The organism is Thauera sp. GDN1, from assembly GCF_029223545.1.
GTDB lineage: Bacteria > Pseudomonadota > Gammaproteobacteria > Burkholderiales > Rhodocyclaceae > Thauera.
On sequence record NZ_CP097870.1, the window covers coordinates 3,851,867 to 3,870,385 of the forward strand.

Below are 18,519 nucleotides of genomic sequence, written 5' to 3' on the forward strand. Positions count from 1 at the left end.
GCTCACACGTCCAGCGGATCGACGTCGAGCTGCCAGCGCAGTTCGCGCGCGGTGCGCTGGCGGTACAGCACCGCCATCCACTCGGCGAGGAAGGCCTGCAGCGGACCGCGCTGGTCGGCCTCGACCAGCAGCTGCGCGCGCTCGCGGCGCGCCAGCCGGGTCATGCGCATCGGCACCGGGTCGTAGAGGCGCAGCCCTTCGGGCGCGCGCTCCTCGGCGAGGCGGCGGGCGTGGCGCAGGAACTCCACCGCATCCTCCAGCATGGGCGCATCGGCGCGCAGCATGGCCTGATGGGTGAAGGGCGGGAAGCCGGCGGCGCGGCGCTCCTGCAAGGCCATGCGGGCGAAGGCGTCGAAGTCGTGCCTGGCCAGATGCAGGTAGAGCGGGTGCATCGGGTACTCGGTCTGGATCAGCACCTCGCCCGGCAGCGTGCCGCGTCCGGCGCGGCCGCCGACCTGCATCAGCTGCTGGAACAGGCGCTCGGGGGCGCGGAAGTCGGCGGCGTGCAGCGAGGAATCGGCGCCGATCACGCCGACCAGGGTGAGCTTCGGGAAGTCGTGGCCCTTGGCCATCATCTGCGTGCCGACCAGGATGTCGGCCTCGCCGGCGGCGATGGTGTCGAGCAGCTTTTCCCACTGCTTGCGGGTGCGCGCGGCGTCGCGATCGACGCGCAGTACGCGCGCCTGCGGGAAGAGCTCGGCCAGGCGCGCCTCGATGCGCTGGGTCCCGCGGCCGAAGGGCTGGATGTCCTGGTTGCCGCAGCTCGGACAGGCGTGCGGGATCGGGCCGTCGCAGCCGCAGTGGTGGCAGCGCAGGCGGCGGTCGGCCAGATGCACGACGAGGTTGGCGGTGCAGTGCGGGCAGCGGCTGACCCAGCCGCAGGACGGACACGACAGCACCGGCGCATAGCCGCGGCGGTTGAGGAATACCAGGCTCTGCTCGCCGCGTTCCAGACGCTGCGCGATCGCGGCCTGCAGGCCCGGGCTCAGCCCTTCGTCGAGCTTCATGCGGCGGGTGTCGATGCAGCGCACCACGGGCAGCGTGGCGGCCACCGCGCGCTGGCTCAGGGTCTGCAGCGCGTAGCGCTCGCTCCTGGCGTGGTACCAGGTCTCCAGCGAGGGCGTGGCCGAACCCAGCACCACCGGCACGTCGCGCTGGCGCGCGCGCCACACCGCGACGTCGCGCGCCGAGTAGCGCACGCCCTCCTGCTGCTTGTAGGATGCGTCGTGCTCCTCGTCGACCAGGATCAGGCCCAGCCGCGGCAGCGGCGCGAACACCGCGAGCCGGGTGCCGAGCACGATGTCGGCGCGGCCGGTCAGCGCCTGCACGAAGCCGCGCGAGCGCGCGCCGTCGGCGAGCGCGGAATGCAGGCTGACCACGTTGGCGGCGGCGAAGCGCTGCGCCACCCGCTGCTCGAGCTGCGGGGTGAGCGCGATCTCCGGCACCAGCATCAGCACCTGGCGGCCCTGCGCCAGCATGTGCGCGGCCAGGCGCAGGTAGACCTCGGTCTTGCCGCTGCCGGTGACGCCGTGCAGCAGCCAGGGGCGGAAACCCGCTCCACCACCGAGGATGGCATCGACCGCGGTCGCCTGCTCGGCGGTGAGCTCGGGCAGCGTGCCGGTGCCGGCTGCGCCACCGCCCTCGCCTTCCACCTCGGCCAGCCAGCCGCGGCGCAGCAGGTCGCCGACCGCCTCGCCGCCGTCCAGCGCGCGGATCACGCTGCGCCGCCAGGGGCCGGTCTCGGCCGCGAGCGCCTGCAGCAGCGCGAGCGCCCTGCTCGCCCGCTTCGCGGCGTCGATCGCCTCGCGGCCGGCCGGCGTGATGTCGAGCAAGGGGTCCTCGTCCGCGTCGCTGACGCCGTCGGCGCGGCGCAGGCCGGGCGGCAGCGCGAGCGCCACCACCTCGCCGATCGGGGCGTGGTAGTAGCGCGCGACGAAGCCGACCAGCTCCAGCCAGTCCGCCGGCAGCGGCGGCACGGCACGCTGGATGTGGTGCACCGCCTTGAGCCGCCCCGGCTCGACCTCCGCCTCCTCGCCGAGCGCGACGATCAGTCCGTTGCGGTCGCCACGCCCGAACGGCACCTTCACGCACCGCCCGACGTCCGCCGCGCCGGCATCTGCCGCAGCGTAATCAAAGACTTGCGGCAGCGGGATGGGCAGGGCGACGCGGACGATGGCCATGGTGCGGCGGAGCGTTTAGTGAAAGTTCTTCCGCTTCAGCGACTTGCGAAGCTTTGGTGAGGCCGGATGGAGAAAACGCCAGTCAAGTCTCTGGCCGGAAATGGGCCAATGCGCTTGTCCACAAAACTTGTGGATAAGTTTGTGGGAAAGCTGGGTGAATCAGCCCAAATCCGGCGCCGGATAAGGCTTTTCGTCACATTGCCTTAACATTGCGCTATTTATTATTCTTTATTTTTCAATGACTTGAGCAAATCGTCGCATAAGCGGCGATTCCACCGGCGAAAGGCCGCCTGGAACCGCTGGATGTGCATAAGTCAAGCACCGAATGCGCAATTTTGTGCTTGACAGGCGGCGCCCGGAACCGGGCCGGATCGCCGCCTGTTCGCCCTGCGTCAGCCGCGTGCGCGAATCTCGCGGCTGTAGCTGTGCACGGTGTCGACCAGCACGTTGACGTTCTCCGGCGGCGTGAACTGCGAGATGCCATGGCCGAGGTTGAAGACGTGGCCCGGATGGTTGCCGAAGGCATCCAGCACGCGGCGGGTTTCGGTGGCGACCGCCTCGGGCGGCGCGAACAGCACGTTGGGGTCGAGGTTGCCCTGCAGCGCCACCTTGTCACCCACCAGCTGGCGGGCGCGGCCGATGTCCATGGTCCAGTCGAGGCCGACGGCGTCGCTGCCGATGGCGGCGATCGACTCCAGCCACAGCCCGCCGCCCTTGGTGAACACGATGCTGGGCACGCGCTCGCCGTCGCGCTCGCGGATCAGGCCGGACACGACCTGCTCCAGATAGCGCAGCGAGAATTCCTTGTAAGCCGCCTCGGACAGTACCCCGCCCCAGGAGTCGAACACCATCACCGCCTGCGCGCCGGCCTCGATCTGCGCGTTGAGGTACTTCACCACCGCCTGCGCGGTGACGTCGAGGATGTGGTGCATCAGGTCGGGACGGCTGTAGGCCAGGCTCTTGACCTTGCGGTAGTCGTCGGACGAGCCGCCCTCGACCATGTAGCAGGCCAGCGTCCACGGGCTGCCGGAGAAGCCGATCAGCGGCACGCTGCCGTCGAGCGCGCGGCGGATCTCGCTGACCGCGTCCATCACGTACTGCAACTCGGCATGGGGATCGGGCGCGCTCAGGTTGCGGATCTCCCACTCGTCCTTGAGCGGACGCTCGAAGCGCGGGCCCTCGCCTTCGGCGAAGTACAGGCCGAGGCCCATGGCGTCGGGCACGGTGAGGATGTCGGAGAACAGGATGGCGGCGTCGAGGTCGTAGCGCGCCAGCGGCTGCAGCGTGACCTCGCAGGCCATCGCCGGGCTCTTGCACAGGTTGAGGAAGTTGCCGGCGCGGCGGCGGGTCTCGCAGTACTCCGGCAGGTAGCGTCCGGCCTGGCGCATCAGCCAGACGGGGGTGTATTCGGTGGGCTGGCGCAGCAGCGCACGCAGGAACGTATCGTTTTTCAGTCGGCTCACGTCGAGTCCTTCAGTGCAGGCAATCAGTGCGGGCAATCGTGCTCAAGCCGCGATTATCGCCTGTCCGGGCGGACTCGGGGGTTGTCGGCGGTCAAGCGGGCCGGACGGGCGCGGCGCGGGCGCGCTCAGCGCCGCCAGAAGGTGGGCGTGAGCACGACCAGGAAGGTGAAGATCTCCAGGCGGCCGAGGATCATCGCGAAGCACAGCACCCACTTCTGGAAGGCTTCGAGCGCCTGGTAATTGGACGCCGGACCGACCATGTCCAGCCCCGGCCCGGTGTTGTTCAGGCAGGCCACCACCGCGGAGAAGGCGGTGACCAGTTCCAGCCCGGTCGCCGACAGCACCAGGGTCAGGCTGACGATCGACACCATGTACATGAAGCTGAAGCCGAGCACCGCGTGCAGGATGTTCTCCGGCACCGGCTTCGTGCCCATGCGCACCGGGCGCACCGCGTTGGGGTGCAGCGAGCGCACGATCTCGCGGAACACCTGCTTGTACAGGATCATCGCCCGCATCATCTTGATGCCGCCGCCGGTGGAGCCGGAACAGGCGATGAAGCTGCCGAGGAACAGGATCCAGATCTGCGCGAACATCGGCCATGCGGTGTAGTCGTAGGTCGCCAGGCCGAGCGAGGTGGAGATCGACACCACGTGGAAGGCGACGTAGCGCAGGGCCTCGCCGATGTCGGTAAACACGCCCTGGACCAGCAGATAGACGGTCAGCATCACGATGCTCAAGCCCAGCACCATGAAATAGAACGGGATCTCGGGGTCGCGCGCGTAGGGGCTGAAGGAGCGCCGCATCAGCGCGAGGTAGTGGGTGGCGTAGTTCAGCCCCGCGAGCAGGGCGAAGACGATGGTGACGATCTCGACGTTGAGATTGGCGAAGTGGCCGAGCGAGGCGTCCTTGTTCGAGAATCCGCCCAGGCCGGTGACGCTGAAGGCGTGGATCACCGCATCCCAGCCCTCGAGCCCCGCCCACCACAGGCTGAACCCGCAGGCGATGGTGAGCAGCACGTAGGTGAGCCACAGCCCCTTGGCGGTCTCGGCGATGCGCGGCGTCAGGCTCGAGTCCTTCATCGGCGTCGGCACCTCGGCCTTGTACAGCTGGCGGCCGCCGATGCCGAGCAGCGGCAGGATCGCCACCACCAGCACGATCACGCCCATGCCGCCGACCCAGTGCATGAAGGTGCGCCACAGGTTGATCGACAGGGGCAGCTGGTCCAGCCCGGTGAGCACCGTCGCCCCGGTGGCGGTGAGCCCGGACACCGCCTCGAAATAGGCGTCGGTGAAGCGCAGCTCGGGGATGTAGGCGAGCAGCGGCAAGGCGCCGAACAGCGGCAGCACCACCCAGGTCGAGGCCACGAGCAGGAAGCCGTCGTGCACCCGCAGGTCGCGGCGCTGGGTGCGGGTGGTCGCCCACAGCAGCAGGCCGGCGACGAAGGTCACGAACAGCGCCTGGTCGTAGGCCAGCGTCGCGCCGTCGCCAACCCAGGCCGACACCACGAGCGGAAAGCCCATCAGCAGGCCGAAGATCATGATGATCAGGCCGAGCGCGTTCAGCGCCGGATGGTAAGCGCGCAGGGAGGTCTGCATGTCAGAGGAAGTGGAAACCGACCTGGAACAGCTTCTCGACCTTCTGCACGAGCTTCTTGCTGGTGCAGAAGACGATCACGTGGTCGTCCTCCTCGATCACGGTGTCGTGGTGCGGCATGATCACCGCGCGCCGCACCACCCGCCCCTCCTCGTTCCTCTCGTCGCGCACGATGGCGCCGATGCCGGTGCCGCGCGGCAGCGGGATCTCCTCGATCGCGCGCCCGACCACCTTGGAATCCTTGCTGTTGCCGTGGGCGATGATCTCCAGCGCCTCGGCGGCGCCGCGGCGCAGGCTGTGCACCGCCACGACGTCGCCGCGGCGGACGTGGGCGAGCAGCGTGCCGATCGAGGTGTGCGCAGGCGAGATGGCGATGTCGATCGGCCCGCCCTGCACCAGGTCCACGTAGCTCTTGCGATTGATCAGCGCCAGCGTGCGGCGTGCGCCCATGCGCTTGGCGAGCGAGGCGGACATGATGTTGTCCTCCTCGTCGTTGGTCAGCGCGACGAACAGGTCGGTCTCGTCGATGCCCTCGGTCTCGAGCAGCTTCTCGTCGGTCGAGTCGCCGCGCAGCACCAGCGCGTTGGAGAGCTGGGAGGCGAGCATCTCGGCGCGGGTGCGGTTGAGCTCGAGGATCTTGACGTGGTAGTTGTCCTCGATCGACTGCGCGAGGCGAAAGCCGATGTTGCCGCCGCCGGCGATCATGATCCGCCGCATCGGCTTGTCGGAGCGGCGCAGCTCGCGCATCACCTGGCGGATGTGCACCGAGGCCGCGAGGCAGAACACCTCGTCACCGGGCAGGATGATGGTGTCGCCCTCGGGCATGATCGGCTCGCCGTTGCGGTAGATCGCGGCGATCCGCACCTCGACGTTGGGCAGGTGGAAGCGCAGCGCCTTGAGCGGATGGCCGACCAGCGGCCCGCCCTCGAAGGCGCGCACGCAGATCAGGCTGACCACGCCGTCGGCGAACTCGAGCACCTGCAGCGCCTCGGGGAAGGCGATCAGGCGCTTGATGTAGTCGGTGACGACCTGCTCGGGGCAGATCGAGAAGTCGACCGCGAAGTTGTCGTCGTCGAGCAGTTCCGGATGGTCGACGTAATCGGTCGAGCGCAGGCGGGCGATGCGGGTGGGCAGGTTGTAGAGCGCCTTGGCGATGCGGCAGGCGCAAAGATTGGTCTGGTCGGACTGGGTGACCGCGATCAGCAGGTCGGCATCCTCGGCGCCCGCTTCCTTCAGCACGCTGGGCGAGGCCGCATTGCCGCAGACGGTGCGGATCTCGAGGCGTTCACGCAGCGCGGCGAGGTATTCCTCGCTGGTGTCGACGAGCGTGATGTCGTTCGCCTCCGACACCAGGTTTTCCGCGACCGATGCCCCCACCTGCCCGGCACCGAGAATGATGATCTTCACCCTGTATTCCCGACTGAATGTAAGAGAATGATTCTACGCCCGGCACGCATGCCGACAAAGCGGATTGTGCGGCGCAGCAATCGCTGCCGCACGCCGCGTCGGATCAGTTCTCTTCGTGCCGGCGTCCGGCCTGCAGGCCGAGCTGCTTGAGCTTGCGATAGAGGTGGGTGCGCTCCAGCCCGGTCTTTTCCGCCAGGCGCGTCATGTTGCCGCCCTCCAGGCGCAGGTGGTGCTCGAAGTACATGCGCTCGAAGGCCTCGCGCGCCTCGCGCAGGGGTTGGTCGAGCGAGACCCCGCACGCCCCCGCGGCGAGGTCGGGCGGCAGCAGGCGGCGCACTTCGCTGGCGCCGATCTCCTCTTCCAGGGTGCCGAGCGCGAGCGACTTCACCGCGGCGCGCAGCTCCGGGTAGCCGCCCGGCCAGGGCAGGTTGCGGAGCTGGTTCAGCGCCGCGGTCGAGAAGCGGCGCAGCGGCACCTCGCCGGCCTCGACCAGGTGCAGCAGCAGCTGGCTGGCGAGCTCGGGCAGGTCGTCGCGCACGTCGGCGATCGACGGCGGCGCCAGGCTGACCTCGAACAGGCGGCTCAGCAGCCCCTCCTCCCAGCCCTCGCCGATCAGGCCTTCCACGCTGCGGTCGGTGGCCACCACCAGGCGCAGGTCGTAGCGCTCGAGGCGGTCGAGCGCGAAGGCGAGGTTCTTCTGCTGCGCGCGCGACAGGCGCGCGAGCTCGCCGACGAAGAGCACGCCGCCGTGCGCGGCCTGCAGCTGGCCGATGTCGAGGGGGACGGTGATGCCGGCCAGGTCCAGCCAGGGTGCGTTCGGCGCCTGCACGCTGCGCGCGACCAGCTCGGCCAGCGTGCCGGCACCGACGCGCAGCAGCAGCACGCGCGAGCTGCCGGTGATCTGCTCGACGCGGCGCTTGAGCTCGCGCAGCGGCACCGATCGGGTGAAGGCCGCCAGCGTCAGCGGCGCTGGTGCGCCGGGCGCCTGCGGGCGCTGCAGGCCGCGCTTGACCGCGGCGAGCAGCTTCTGCAGCGCGATCGGCTTCTCCAGGTAGTCGATCGCGCCGATGCGCGTGGCCTCGACCGCGGTGTCGATGGTGCCGTGGCCGGACATCATCACCACCGGCATGTTGAGCTGGCCGTTGGCCGCCCATTCCTTGAGCAGGGTGATGCCGTCGGTGTCGGGCATCCAGATGTCGAGCAGGACCATGTCGGGCCGCACCGCATTGCGCGCCGCGCGCGCCGCGCTCGCGTTCTCGGCCAGCAGCACGTCGTGGCCTTCGTCGCGCAGGATCTCGGACAGCAGTTCGCGGATACCGATTTCGTCGTCAACGATCAGAATTTTCGCCATTGTGTTTCTTCAAATCTCATTGTGTTCGGCAAGCCGCAGCCGGATGCGCACTTCCGCGCCCCCGCCCTCGCGATTGCTCAGGCGGACGTCGCCGCCGTGTTCGTCCACGATCTTCTTCACCATGGCCAGGCCGAGGCCGGTGCCGCGCGACTTGGTGGTGAAGTAGGGTTCGAAGGCCCGCGCCAGCACCTCCGCCGGGAAGCCCGGGCCGTTGTCGCGGAACAGCAGGACCGCGCGCTCGCCGTCGCGGCGGGTGAGGACGCCGATCTCGCCGTCGTCCTGGGCGACGAGCGCATCCTGCGCATTCTGCAGCATATTGTGGATCACCTGTCTGATCTGCGTCGGATCGCCCTGCACCGGCGGCAGGTTGCTGCCCAGTTCGGTGCGGATGCGCACGCTGGTGCTCTCGTACAGGTTGAGCACCTCGCGGATCAGCGCATTGAGGTCGATCGGCGTCAGGTTCGGCGCCGGCAGCCGCGCATAGTCGCGGAAGGCGTTGACCAGGTTCTTCATCGCCTCGACCTGGTTGACGATGGTCGTCGTCGCGCGCTCCAGCATCTCGCGGCCGCTGTCGTCGAGGCGGTCGGCGAGCTTGAAGGCCAGGCGCTCGGCCGAGAGCTGGATCGGGGTCAGCGGGTTCTTGATCTCGTGCGCCAGGCGACGGGCGACCTCGCCCCAGGCCGCGGTGCGCTGCGCGGCGACCAGACTGGAGATGTCGTCGAACACGACCACCAGGCCGCCGCCGGTGCTCGCCGGCAGGCGCGAGCCATGGATCAGCAGCGTGCGCGGCGTGCTGTCCTTGACCGGCAGGTCCATCTGCTTCTGCCAGTCGCCCTCGTTGGTGGCGAAGCCCTCGCGCAACACGTCGCGCAGCTCGCCATGGCGCGGCCAGGCGTCCAGGGTGATGTCCTCGAAGCCGGCGAGGTCGTCGTCGAGGATCTGCAGCGCGCCGTGGTTGGCCGCGCGCAGGTGGCCCTCCGGCGAGAAGGCGAGGACGCCGGTCGACAGGTTGGCGAGCACCGATTCGAGATAGGCGCGCGCGGCTTCGACTTCCGCGCGGTTGCGGTCGGCCGCGGCGCGCGCCTCCTGGAGCTGGCGGGTCATGCGGTTGAAGGACTGGGTCAGCACGCCCAGTTCGTCGTTGGCGGGCAAGGCCTGGCGTGGGCTGAAGTCGCCCTGGGCCACCGCCTGCGTGCCCTCGGCGAGGATCAGCAGCGGTGCCGCAAGGCGGCGGGCGATCAGCACCGCCATCGCCAGCGCACCGAGCAGCGCCAGCAGCAGGGTCAGGCTCAGCGTCACCGTGTAGATGCGCTTGAGGCCGCTGCGCCCCAGCGTCAGCTGCTGGTACTCGCGATAGGCCTCCTGCACCGCCTCGGCGTGACGTCCGAAGGACTCCGGCACCGGCTGGCTCAGCACCAGCAGGCGCGCCTCGCCGGCCAGGGTGCGCATCGGGATCGCGGTGGTGACGCGGATCACCAGCCGGCCGTCGGGCAGGCTGCCCACGGAATGGAACTGGCGAACCTGGCGCGCCTGGCGCAGCTCCCCCGGATCCGGCAGGTCGGGGACCAGGGTCTGGCCCGAATCCGAGGCGGTCGCCAGCACCTGCCCGTTTGCGGACAGGATGGTGGCGCTGCTGATGCCGGCCTGTTCGCGCAGGCGGTTGAGCCGGGTGGCCGCGCCCTGGCTCGCGCCCTCCAGGTCGATGACCATGTCGTCGGCCTTGTCGCGCACCTGGGTGACCAGGTAGTCGAGCGCGTTCTGGCCGAGGGCGATGCCGCCCTCGAGCGCGGAATCCACCCGCACGTCGAACCAGGACTCGATGCTGCGCACGACGAACTGCAGCGACACCGCATAGATGACCAGCCCTGGCACGACCCCCATCAGCGCGAACAGCAGCACCAGACGGTACTTGAGCCGCGAGCCGAACTGGCGGGCGCGGTACTCGCGCCAGAGCTGGCGCAGCTGCACGCCGACCAGCGCGCCGAGCACGACCACCATGACGCCGTTGAGGGCGAGCAGGTAAGGATAGCTGCTGGCGAACAGCTCGGTGTTGGCACTGGCCGAGGTCAGCAGGAACAGCGAGATGCCGGCGAGCGCAGCGGCGACGACGAGCAGGATGCGCTTCATCGGAAACCCGGCGCTCCGGGCAGGAAGGTCCAGCGCACCCAGTCGGTGCCGATGTTCCAGTCGCTGCTGCCGATGGCGGTGACCTGGAAGGGCTTGGGCAACTGGCTGGTGTCGAGGCGGAAGCGCAGCGCGACTTCGTGCGAGACGCCCGCCTGCAGCGCATCTGCATCGGCGACCTGCCAGTTGCGCACGCGCTGCATGGTGCGCACCGCGCCTTCGAGGCTGTCGAAGCTCTGATGGATGCTGCCGATCGAGAGGCGGTAGCTGCGGGTGATGGCGTGGTAGGAAATGCGGTACTCCAGGCTGCGCTCGACCACCGTGGCGTTGAGCCAGTACCAGCGCGGACGCTCCACCACGAGCTCTGTGGTGAAGTACAGCGAGACCCCGCGCGAGACCGCATCGACCAGGCGCGGATTGAGCTCGAGGTCGATGTCGGCATTGAGCACGTAGCCGCCGTCACCGGGGACGATCTCCGCGCTGCGGATCGCCGTCTCGGCCTGGGCTGCCGAGGCCAGGATGGCGGTCAGCACGCACAGCACCCAGCGCAGCAGGCGCTCAGGCCTGCTTGCGAAGCAGCGCGAAATAAAAGCCGTCATGTTCGGCATCGGGCAGCAGTTGAAGATCCGGGCGCCCCTCGATCGGCAGGCGGAGTGCATCGGCGTGACGAGCGCAGAAGCGGGCGATCTGCCCGGCATTCTCCTCGTCGAACACCGAGCACGTGACGTAAAGCATTGTGCCACCCGGCGCCAGCGTGTGCCAAAGCGCCTCCAGGATTTGCGCCTGCTGCGCGGCAAACTGCACGATGTCGGTGTCGCGCCGCAGCCACTTGATGTCGGGATGGCGGCGCACCACGCCCGAGGCCGAGCACGGCACGTCGGCCAGGATGCGGTCGAAGGGACGACCGTCCCACCAGCGCGCACGCTCCCGGCAGTCGGCCACCTTCACCTCGGCGTGCAGGCCGAGACGGGCGAGGTTGTGCTCGACCCGGCGCGCGCGCACGGGATCGAGCTCGAGTGCGAGCAGTTCGACGTCGGCGCGCTCGAGCAGATGCGCGGTCTTGCCGCCCGGCGCCGCGCAGGCGTCGAGCACGCGTTCGCCCGCTTGCGGATCGAGCAGGCGGGCCGCCCACTGCGCCCCGGCGTCCTGCACCGACACCCTGCCCTCCGCGTAGCCCGGCAGGCGGGCGACCGGCAGCGCACGCTCGAGCAGGAGCGCATCGTTCGCCAGCCGACGGCAGGCGGAGCCGACCGCTTCGAGCTCGGCCTGGGCCTGCTCGATCGAAGCGCGGCGAGGGTTGACGCGCACGGCCATCGGCGGACGCTCGTTGCCGGCCGCAAGCGCGGCTTCCCAAGCGGCAGGATGCGCCGTCTTCACGCGCTGGATCCACCACGCCGGGAAGCCGTGACGCGCCTCGGGATCGAGTTCCACCCACGCCGGCCACTGCGCGCGCTGGCGCAGCGCATTGCGCAGCACGCCATTGACCAGGTTCTTCAGCCCCGGCATCAGCGCGGCCGCGGCCTGCACCGCCTGGTCGACCACGGTATGCGACTGCTCCGGACGCTGCCGCAGCCGCGCCAGCGCCACCAGCAGCAGCGCATGGATCAGGGTCGCGGGCGAGGTCTGCAGCAGGTGGTCGAGCACGACACTGCCGTGGCGGAACTCGCGCAGCGTGGTCCAGGCGAGATCGCGGACCGCGCCGCGCGTCGCTTCCGGCCACTCCGGATGCGCGGCCTGCATGCGCTCGTAGGCATCGGTGAGGTTGCCGCCTTCGAGCACGCCGGCAACGAGCTCGGCGGCCCAGGCGAAGGACTGGGCCAGACTGTCCGGCGCGAGGCTGGCGGGCCGTTGCGGCGCGGGACGGGCGTGGCCCGGACGGCCATGAGAGGCGCGCGGCGGGCGGCGTTCGGAGCGGGGCGGGAAGGTCACGGTGAGGGAAATGGGCGTTGGCACGCCCGGCCGGCTCAGGCCAGCAAGGCGCGCAGGTGATTGGGAAGCGCGAATTGTGCGCTGTGAACGGCGCCGTTCAGATGCTGCAGGCCAGCGATGGCGCGCGCGGCCAGACGACGCTCCACCTCGTCGGCGGACAGGGCGGCAGGATCCACGCGATCGGATGCGGACGCCAGACCCCACAGGCTACCGTAGAGCGGGATGTACAGGAAGTAAGGGCGCACGCAGGCGAACACCCCGCGCAGGCGGCCCACCAGGGCCTGCACGCGCTCGGGCTGATACACCGGCGTACCGATGTGCAGGCTCAGCACCCCGCCTTCGGCCAGCAACGCGCGGCAGGCAGCGAAGAAGTCGGTCGCATACAGCGCCTCCGCCGGCCCGACCGGATCGGTCAGGTCGAGCACGATCATGTCGTAGCGGGCGCCAGCCGCGGGACCGTCCTCGAGCACGTACTTCATGCCGTCGCCGATGCGGATGTCGACCCGCGGATCGTCGAGCGCGCCGTGGTGCACCGCCTGCAGGTAGCGGCGCGAGAGCGCGACCACCTGCTCGTCGAGTTCGACGAGCACGATCCGCTCCATGCTCGGGTACTTCAGCAGCTCCTCGGCCGATCCGCCGTCGCCGCCGCCGATGATCAGCGCGCTGCGCGGCCCGGGATGGGCGATGCCGGGGACGTGGATGAGGTTCTCGTGGTAGTGGAACTCGTCCCGTTCCGAGGTCATGAAGCAGCCGTCGAGCCGGAACAGGCGACCGAAGCGCGGCGTGTCCCAGACCTCGTAGCTCTGCCACTGCGACCGTCCGGCCTCGAGCAGATGCGCGCCACGCAGAAAATAGCCCGCGTCCTCGCACAGATCCTCGGCCAGCACACCCGCGGGCAAACGGCTCTCGACATCATCGCTCATGAATCACGCCTCCACTGCCAGCCGGCCCCGGACGACCTCGTGGCGAACGATCTCCTCCGGCGCCAGGCCGTCGATGACGCGCTGGAACACCTGGCGGGCACGGCCACTGTTGTCGCGCGAGAAATTGCACACATAGACGTCGAGCGTGACGTCGCCGGTCTCCGGCCAGGTGTGAATAGCGAGATGGGATTCGGCGAGCACCACGGTGCCGGTCACGCCCGCAGGCTGGCCCTGCTCGTCCTCGAACTGATAGAAGTAGGCACCCAGCGGGCTGAGGCCCGCATTGCGGCACTCTTCCACGCAAAGTGCCTCGAGCGCGGCACGTCGGGTGAGGATCTCGCCGTCCGGACGGCAGCGATAGATATCGGCAATCAGATGAAGTCCGTTCATTTCCCCAGTTCTGCCAAGGTGAATGAAGCAGCCGATTGTATCACGCGGCGCCGATGCAATATTTCGGCAAAAATATTCTGCATGGAAGCCATGCATATGCCAGTCCTGCAATGGCGCGCGGCGATCGCGCCTCCTGTGGGTCGTACGGGAGGCGCAGCGTCCGCCGTTCTCAACATCCACTCGAGCCTTACCGTGCTGTTCCACGTGGAACACGCTCGCCGCTCAGCGCAGGAATGTGTCGTAGGCCAGACGCGCGATCAGGACCAGTACCACGCCGAGGAACATCTTGCGGACGAAGCCGGTGCCATGCTTCAGCGCCATCCGCGAACCCAGCACCGATCCCGCGAGATTGCACACGGCCATCACGGCAGCGAGCTTCCACATCAGCTCGACATTGCCGGCAAAGAAGGCGATCGCGGCGAGGTTGGTCGCGACATTCAGGATCTTTGCCGAGACCGAGGCACGCAGGAAATCCATGCCGAGCAAGCGGATGAACAGGAAGATCAGGAAGCTCCCGGTCCCCGGCCCGAAGAAGCCGTCGTAGAAGCCGATCACGCCGCCGATGGCGATCGCCAGCGCCACCGAGCGCCGGCCATGCTCCGGCTCGGTGGACACCGCGCCCAGCTCCTTGCGCATGAAGGTGTAGATGGCCACCAGGATCAGCAGCATAAGGATCAGCGGGCGCAAGATCGACGGATCGAGATAGGCGACCGCCTTGGCCCCGTACCACGACCCCACCAGGGCCGCCACGGCGCCCGGCCCCGCCACTGCCCACGGGATCGCAACCCGCCGGCTGTACTGGAAGGCTGCGGTGCCGGTGCCGACAATGCTCGCCAGCTTGTTGGTGCCGAACAGCGTGGCCGGCGCGGTTCCGGGGAACGCGGCGAACAGAGCCGGAAGCTGGATCAGTCCGCCGCCGCCGACGATCGAGTCCACGAAGCCGGCGAAAAGCGCCGCCAGGCCGAGCGCAAGAAAGATGAAGTCGATATCCATGAGAACTGTTTCACGTGGAACAAGCCGCTTGCCGGCTCGAAGTGCCGCGCATCGGAATCAGAGACGACCGCGAGAAGGGCCGGAACGCCGCCGTCTTCAGCCCGCATCGGGCGATCGTCCGCAATGAAGCGGACGGCTACTTTCCGATGCAGAACCGGGAAAAGATGACGCCGAGCAGCTCGTCGGCGGTGAACTCACCGGTGATCTCGCCCAGCCGTTCCTGCGCGAGGCGCAACTCCTCGGCGAACAGCTCCAGCGCGCCGAGCTGGCAACCCGCCTCGACCACGTGGGCCAAGGCCTGGCGCAGCGCGAGCAGATGCCGCTCGCGCGCGAGGATCACGTCCTCGCCATGCGCGTGCCAGCCGGCGATACGCAGCAGCTCGCGGCGCACCAGCTCGACCCCCTCCCCGCCGCGCGCGGACACCTGCAGCCGTACCCGGCCGCCGGCTTCGCTCCGCGCGGCCGCCAGGCCGACGAGATCGATCTTGTTGACGACCGTGATCCGCTCCACCGCAGGTGGCAGGCGGCGGTCGATGTCGTCATCGCCGCCCTCGCCCTGCGCTGCATCGACCAGGCGCAGGATCACGTCCGCACGCTCGATCTCGCGCCAGGTGCGCTCGATGCCGATGCGCTCGACGGTGTCCGCGGTGTCGCGCAGGCCGGCGGTGTCGATGATATGAAGCGGTATGCCTTCGATCTGGATGGTCTCGCGCAAGGCATCACGCGTCGTGCCGGCGATGTCGGTGACGATCGCCCGCTCCTCGCCGGCGAGCTGGTTCAGCAGGCTCGACTTGCCGACGTTGGGCTCCCCGACCAGCACGACGTTCAGGCCGCTGCGCAGCAAGGCACCCTGACGCGCACGGTCGAGCAGCTCCGCGAGCTGGCTGCGGATGCCTTCGAGTCGGGGCAGCGCGCGCGCACGCTCGAGGAAGTCGATCTCTTCCTCGGGGAAGTCCAGCGTCGCCTCGACCAGCATGCGCAGGTCGATCAAGGCATCGACGATGCGATGCACCTCTTCCGAGAAACGGCCGGATAGCGAGCGCACCGCCGAACGCGCGGCGGCGGCCGTGGAGGCTTCGATGAGGTCGGCGACGCTCTCGGCCTGCGCCAGGTCGAGCTTGCCGTTGAGGAAGGCGCGACGGGTGAATTCGCCCGGCTCGGCCAGGCGCGCACCGAGCTGCAGGCAGCGCTCGAGCAGCATCTGCATCACCACCGGGCCGCCATGGCCCTGCAGCTCGAGCACATCCTCGCCGGTGAAGGACGCCGGGGCGGAGAAGTAGAGGAGGATGCCTTCGTCGATGGCGCGCCCCTCGTCATCGAGGAAGCGCGTGAAGTGTGCGGTGCGCGGTTTCGGCACGCGCCCGCACAGGGCGAAGGCGAAGTCGCTCAGGCTGGCGCCCGAGACGCGGACGACACCGACGCCGCCGCGCCCCGGTGCCGTCGCAATCGCGGCGATCGTGTCAGGCGGGCTTGCCGGCCGACTTTGCACTTTCGATCATCCGCGTGATCTGCCACTGCTGGGCGATCGACAGGCAGTTGTTGACCACCCAGTACAGCACCAGACCCGACGGGAACCACAGGAACATGAAGGTGAAGATGATCGGCATCGCCATCATGACCTTGGCCTGGATCGGATCCGGCGGGGTCGGGTTCAGCTTCATCTGGATCAGCATGGAAGCGCCCATGATGATCGGCAGGATGAAGTACGGATCCTTGGCCGACAGGTCGGTGATCCAGCCCAGCCACGGCGCGTGGCGCATCTCGACGCTGCCCAGCAGCACCCAGTACAGCGCGATGAACACCGGGATCTGCACCAGGATCGGCAGGCAGCCGCCGAGCGGATTGATCTTCTCGGTGCGGTAGAGATTCATCATCTCCTGCTGCATCTTGGCCTTGTCGTTGCCGTACATCTCCTTCATGCGCTGCAGGCGCGGGCCGAGCACGCGCATCTTGGCCATCGACTTGTAGCTGGCGGCCGAGAGCGGGAAGAAGATCGCCTTGATCGCCACGGTGACCAGGATGATCGCCCAGCCCCAGTTGCCGGTCAGCTTGTGGAGCCACGACAGCACCCAGAACAGCGGCGCGGCGATCACGGTCAGCCAGCCGTAGTCGACCACCAGGTCGAGGCCCGGCGCGATGCCTTCGAGCTTGTCCTGCTCCTGCGGACCGGCGTACAGGCGGGTGGCGACCGCGCCTTCCGCGCCCGGGGCGATCGAGGCCACCGGCAGGATCACGCCGGCGGAGAACAGGTTGTTGCCGAGCGCACGGGCGAAATACTCGCGCTCCGCGCCCTGCTCGGGCAGCCAGGCGCCGACGAAGTAGTGCTGCACCATCGCCACCCAGCCGTCGCTCGCCGTCTTCGGGAACTTGGCGTCACCGTCGGTGATGTCCTCGAACTTCACCTTCTGGAACTTGCTGGCGTCGGTGAAGAAGGCCGGGCCGGTGAAGGTGGTGACGCCGAAGGCTTCGACCTGCTCGGCAGGGTTGCCGTCGCGGGTGAGCTGGAAGTAGGCGTGCGGCGCGATCGCCTGGCCGGAGCCGTTGCGGATCTCGTAGGACACGTCGACCAGGTAGCTGCCCCGATTGAAGCGCATCAGCTTGGTGACCTGCACCCCGTTCTGCTCCGGCGCCTGCAGGCGCAGGGTCACGTTGTCCTCGCCATCCTTGAGCTGCAAGGCGCTCGCGGGGAGCTCGAACACGGTCTTGTGCGTGGGCAGGCCTTCACCGATCAGGCCGGACTGGGCGGCATACTGGTGGCGCGTGGTGCCGTCGTCGAGCAGCACGAAGTTGCCGCCAGCCTCGCCGCTCGCCTTGTGCTGCTTGAGCTCGAGACGGACGATGTCGCCGCCCTGGGCGGACACCTCGGCGCGCAGCATGTCGGTCTCGACGACCACACGCGGCGCGGCTGCGGCCGCGGCGGATTGCTCACCGGGGACGACCGGCTGGCCCGCTGCGGCACTCAGCGTGGGCGTGGGGACGGCACCGTCGGCGGTCGCCGCGGCACCCGCGGCCGCCTGCTGCTGGGCTGCGGGCGGCTGGTTATGCTTGATCCAGCCCTCCCACAGCATGACCATGGCGAAGGAGAAAATCAGGAAGAGGATGAGGCGGCGTTGATCCATCGGATTCGTTCTGTCTCAGGTCAGGGAACGGGATCATACCCGCCCGGATTGAAAGGGTGACAGCGCCCCACCCGTTTCGCCGCCATCCAGCCGCCGCGCAGCGCGCCGTGGCGTTCGATGGCCTCGATCGCGTATTCGGAACAGGTCGGGTGGAAACGGCAGTTGCGCCCGAGCATCGGGCTGATCGCGTAGCGGTAGAAACGCACCAGGGCGATCAACACGGTTTTCATGTGCGGGGCAACCTCTGCAGCAAGGCGAGCAGGTCGAGATTCAGTTCGGCGCGGGTCGCCTTCGCGACCGGCGCATGCAGGCGCACGACGAGGTCCATGGCCGGCAGCGCCTCGCGATGACGCCTGAATGTCTCGCGCGCGATGCGCTTGACCAGATTGCGCAGGTTCGCGCGCTTGGCGAGCTTCTTGGCCACGACCACGCCGAGACGGGCGGTGTCGAGGTCGTTGGGGCGGTAATGCAGCATGTAGAAGCGCCCGCGCAATGCCCGCCGAAAAGCAAAAACGGATGAATACTCATCCGTTTTGTGCAATCTGTGAGCGCTGCGGAAACCCTGGTCAGCGCCCGTGGGCAGCGTCACCTCAGACGGCGAGGCGATGACGGCCCTTGGCACGACGTGCGCGGATGACCGCACGGCCGCCACGGGTCTTCATGCGGACCAGGAAGCCGTGGGTGCGCTTGCGACGGACAACGGAGGGCTGATAAGTGCGTTTCATGATCGGACTGCCAGTGTTAGGTCAAACACGAGAGTTAAATGGATAATCCCATGTTTGTCAAGAACAATTTTTGCCCACCCCTGTGGATAAGTCGGGTCGCGCGCATTACAATGATTGCTTTCGTGCCTCCGGCTCCCTGCGCGCTGCGCAGGCCACGCCGCCAGCGAATGCCGCCGTCCGAGCGCAATGCAGGCACACGACTCCGACCCGAGCACCACCCGGCATGCCCGCCGTTCAGGCGCCCTGCCGCCATGAGCACACACTATTGTCGTACATCGAAGCACAAACCCTATCGCCGTCAACCTCGCCTGCCGCCCACGCC

The 18,519-nt window shown here is 68.6% G+C and carries 16 protein-coding genes; all 16 read right to left on the reverse strand.

Translation table 11 applies throughout. From position 1 onward, the window contains the following. Window positions 1-2: 2 nt before the first annotated feature. The 16 genes from CKCBHOJB_RS17895 to rpmH all read right to left on the reverse strand — a co-directional run bounded on the left by CKCBHOJB_RS17895 (window position 3) and on the right by rpmH (window position 18,197). A complete protein-coding gene (locus tag CKCBHOJB_RS17895) occupies window positions 3-2,180 on the reverse strand; it encodes a primosomal protein N' (protein WP_281050019.1) in 2,178 nt (725 codons plus the stop codon). 392 nt (window positions 2,181-2,572) lie between these two features. Further along, window positions 2,573-3,643: a uroporphyrinogen decarboxylase gene (hemE, locus tag CKCBHOJB_RS17900; RefSeq protein ID WP_281050020.1), complete on the reverse strand. Its 1,071-nt coding sequence runs from the start codon at window positions 3,641-3,643 to the stop codon at window positions 2,573-2,575. 125 nt (window positions 3,644-3,768) lie between these two features. Next, window positions 3,769-5,226 carry a potassium transporter TrkG gene (locus CKCBHOJB_RS17905; RefSeq protein ID WP_281051725.1) on the reverse strand — a complete coding sequence of 486 codons (1,458 nt, stop codon included), beginning with the start codon at window positions 5,224-5,226 and terminating at the stop codon, window positions 3,769-3,771. A 13-nt stretch (window positions 5,227-5,239) separates the two neighbouring features. Further along, the gene (gene trkA, locus CKCBHOJB_RS17910; RefSeq protein WP_281050021.1) at window positions 5,240-6,643 is read right to left on the reverse strand and encodes a Trk system potassium transporter TrkA; all 1,404 of its coding nucleotides are present in this window, start codon (window positions 6,641-6,643) and stop codon (window positions 5,240-5,242) included. Window positions 6,644-6,746: 103 nt separating this feature from the next. Further along, window positions 6,747-7,994: a response regulator gene (locus tag CKCBHOJB_RS17915; RefSeq protein ID WP_281050022.1), complete on the reverse strand. Its 1,248-nt coding sequence runs from the start codon at window positions 7,992-7,994 to the stop codon at window positions 6,747-6,749. 9 nt (window positions 7,995-8,003) lie between these two features. After that, window positions 8,004-10,121 (reverse strand): ATP-binding protein, encoded by a 2,118-nt coding sequence (locus CKCBHOJB_RS17920; RefSeq protein WP_281050023.1) that lies wholly within the window; start codon window positions 10,119-10,121, stop codon window positions 8,004-8,006. Continuing rightward, a complete protein-coding gene (locus CKCBHOJB_RS17925; protein ID WP_281050024.1) occupies window positions 10,118-10,717 on the reverse strand; it encodes a DUF4390 domain-containing protein in 600 nt (199 codons plus the stop codon). Before CKCBHOJB_RS17925 ends, CKCBHOJB_RS17920 begins: the two co-directional genes overlap by 4 nt. Further along, window positions 10,677-11,939 (reverse strand): 16S rRNA (cytosine(967)-C(5))-methyltransferase RsmB, encoded by a 1,263-nt coding sequence (gene rsmB, locus CKCBHOJB_RS17930; protein WP_281051726.1) that lies wholly within the window; start codon window positions 11,937-11,939, stop codon window positions 10,677-10,679. Before rsmB ends, CKCBHOJB_RS17925 begins: the two co-directional genes overlap by 41 nt. A 143-nt stretch (window positions 11,940-12,082) precedes the next feature. Continuing rightward, entirely contained in the window at window positions 12,083-12,970 is an 888-nt protein-coding gene (gene speE / locus CKCBHOJB_RS17935) for a polyamine aminopropyltransferase (protein ID WP_281050025.1), read from the reverse strand. Between the two features lie 3 nt (window positions 12,971-12,973). After that, entirely contained in the window at window positions 12,974-13,360 is a 387-nt protein-coding gene (gene speD, locus CKCBHOJB_RS17940) for an adenosylmethionine decarboxylase (protein WP_281050026.1), read from the reverse strand. A gap of 222 nt (window positions 13,361-13,582) precedes the next feature. Continuing rightward, window positions 13,583-14,353, reverse strand: coding sequence for a TSUP family transporter (locus CKCBHOJB_RS17945; RefSeq protein ID WP_281050027.1), 771 nt, complete (start codon window positions 14,351-14,353; stop codon window positions 13,583-13,585). Window positions 14,354-14,489: 136 nt separating this feature from the next. Continuing rightward, window positions 14,490-15,842: a tRNA uridine-5-carboxymethylaminomethyl(34) synthesis GTPase MnmE gene (mnmE, locus tag CKCBHOJB_RS17950; protein ID WP_281050028.1), complete on the reverse strand. Its 1,353-nt coding sequence runs from the start codon at window positions 15,840-15,842 to the stop codon at window positions 14,490-14,492. Further along, window positions 15,814-17,472: a membrane protein insertase YidC gene (gene yidC, locus CKCBHOJB_RS17955; RefSeq protein WP_281050029.1), complete on the reverse strand. Its 1,659-nt coding sequence runs from the start codon at window positions 17,470-17,472 to the stop codon at window positions 15,814-15,816. The genes mnmE and yidC overlap by 29 nt, the downstream gene beginning before the upstream one ends. Window positions 17,473-17,492: 20 nt before the next feature. Continuing rightward, the gene (gene yidD / locus CKCBHOJB_RS17960) at window positions 17,493-17,702 is read right to left on the reverse strand and encodes a membrane protein insertion efficiency factor YidD (protein ID WP_281050030.1); all 210 of its coding nucleotides are present in this window, start codon (window positions 17,700-17,702) and stop codon (window positions 17,493-17,495) included. Further along, window positions 17,699-18,061, reverse strand: a complete 363-nt coding sequence (gene rnpA, locus CKCBHOJB_RS17965) for a ribonuclease P protein component (RefSeq protein ID WP_281050031.1) — start codon at window positions 18,059-18,061, stop codon at window positions 17,699-17,701. The genes yidD and rnpA overlap by 4 nt, the downstream gene beginning before the upstream one ends. Window position 18,062: 1 nt before the next feature. Further along, window positions 18,063-18,197 carry a 50S ribosomal protein L34 gene (gene rpmH / locus CKCBHOJB_RS17970; protein WP_002926183.1) on the reverse strand — a complete coding sequence of 45 codons (135 nt, stop codon included), beginning with the start codon at window positions 18,195-18,197 and terminating at the stop codon, window positions 18,063-18,065. Window positions 18,198-18,519 lie beyond the last annotated feature (322 nt).

Coding starts and splice junctions, on each gene's coding strand:
- CKCBHOJB_RS17920 (WP_281050023.1), bottom strand. CDS start 10,121: ATGAAGCGCATCCTGCTCGTCGTCGCCGCTGCGCTCGCCGGCATCTCG.
- speD (WP_281050026.1), bottom strand. CDS start 13,360: ATGAACGGACTTCATCTGATTGCCGATATCTATCGCTGCCGTCCGGAC.
- CKCBHOJB_RS17895 (WP_281050019.1), bottom strand. CDS start 2,180: ATGGCCATCGTCCGCGTCGCCCTGCCCATCCCGCTGCCGCAAGTCTTT.
- yidC (WP_281050029.1), bottom strand. CDS start 17,472: ATGGATCAACGCCGCCTCATCCTCTTCCTGATTTTCTCCTTCGCCATG.
- CKCBHOJB_RS17915 (WP_281050022.1), bottom strand. CDS start 7,994: ATGGCGAAAATTCTGATCGTTGACGACGAAATCGGTATCCGCGAACTG.
- CKCBHOJB_RS17945 (WP_281050027.1), bottom strand. CDS start 14,353: ATGGATATCGACTTCATCTTTCTTGCGCTCGGCCTGGCGGCGCTTTTC.
- yidD (WP_281050030.1), bottom strand. CDS start 17,702: ATGAAAACCGTGTTGATCGCCCTGGTGCGTTTCTACCGCTACGCGATC.
- speE (WP_281050025.1), bottom strand. CDS start 12,970: ATGAGCGATGATGTCGAGAGCCGTTTGCCCGCGGGTGTGCTGGCCGAG.
- CKCBHOJB_RS17925 (WP_281050024.1), bottom strand. CDS start 10,717: ATGACGGCTTTTATTTCGCGCTGCTTCGCAAGCAGGCCTGAGCGCCTG.
- rpmH (WP_002926183.1), bottom strand. CDS start 18,197: ATGAAACGCACTTATCAGCCCTCCGTTGTCCGTCGCAAGCGCACCCAC.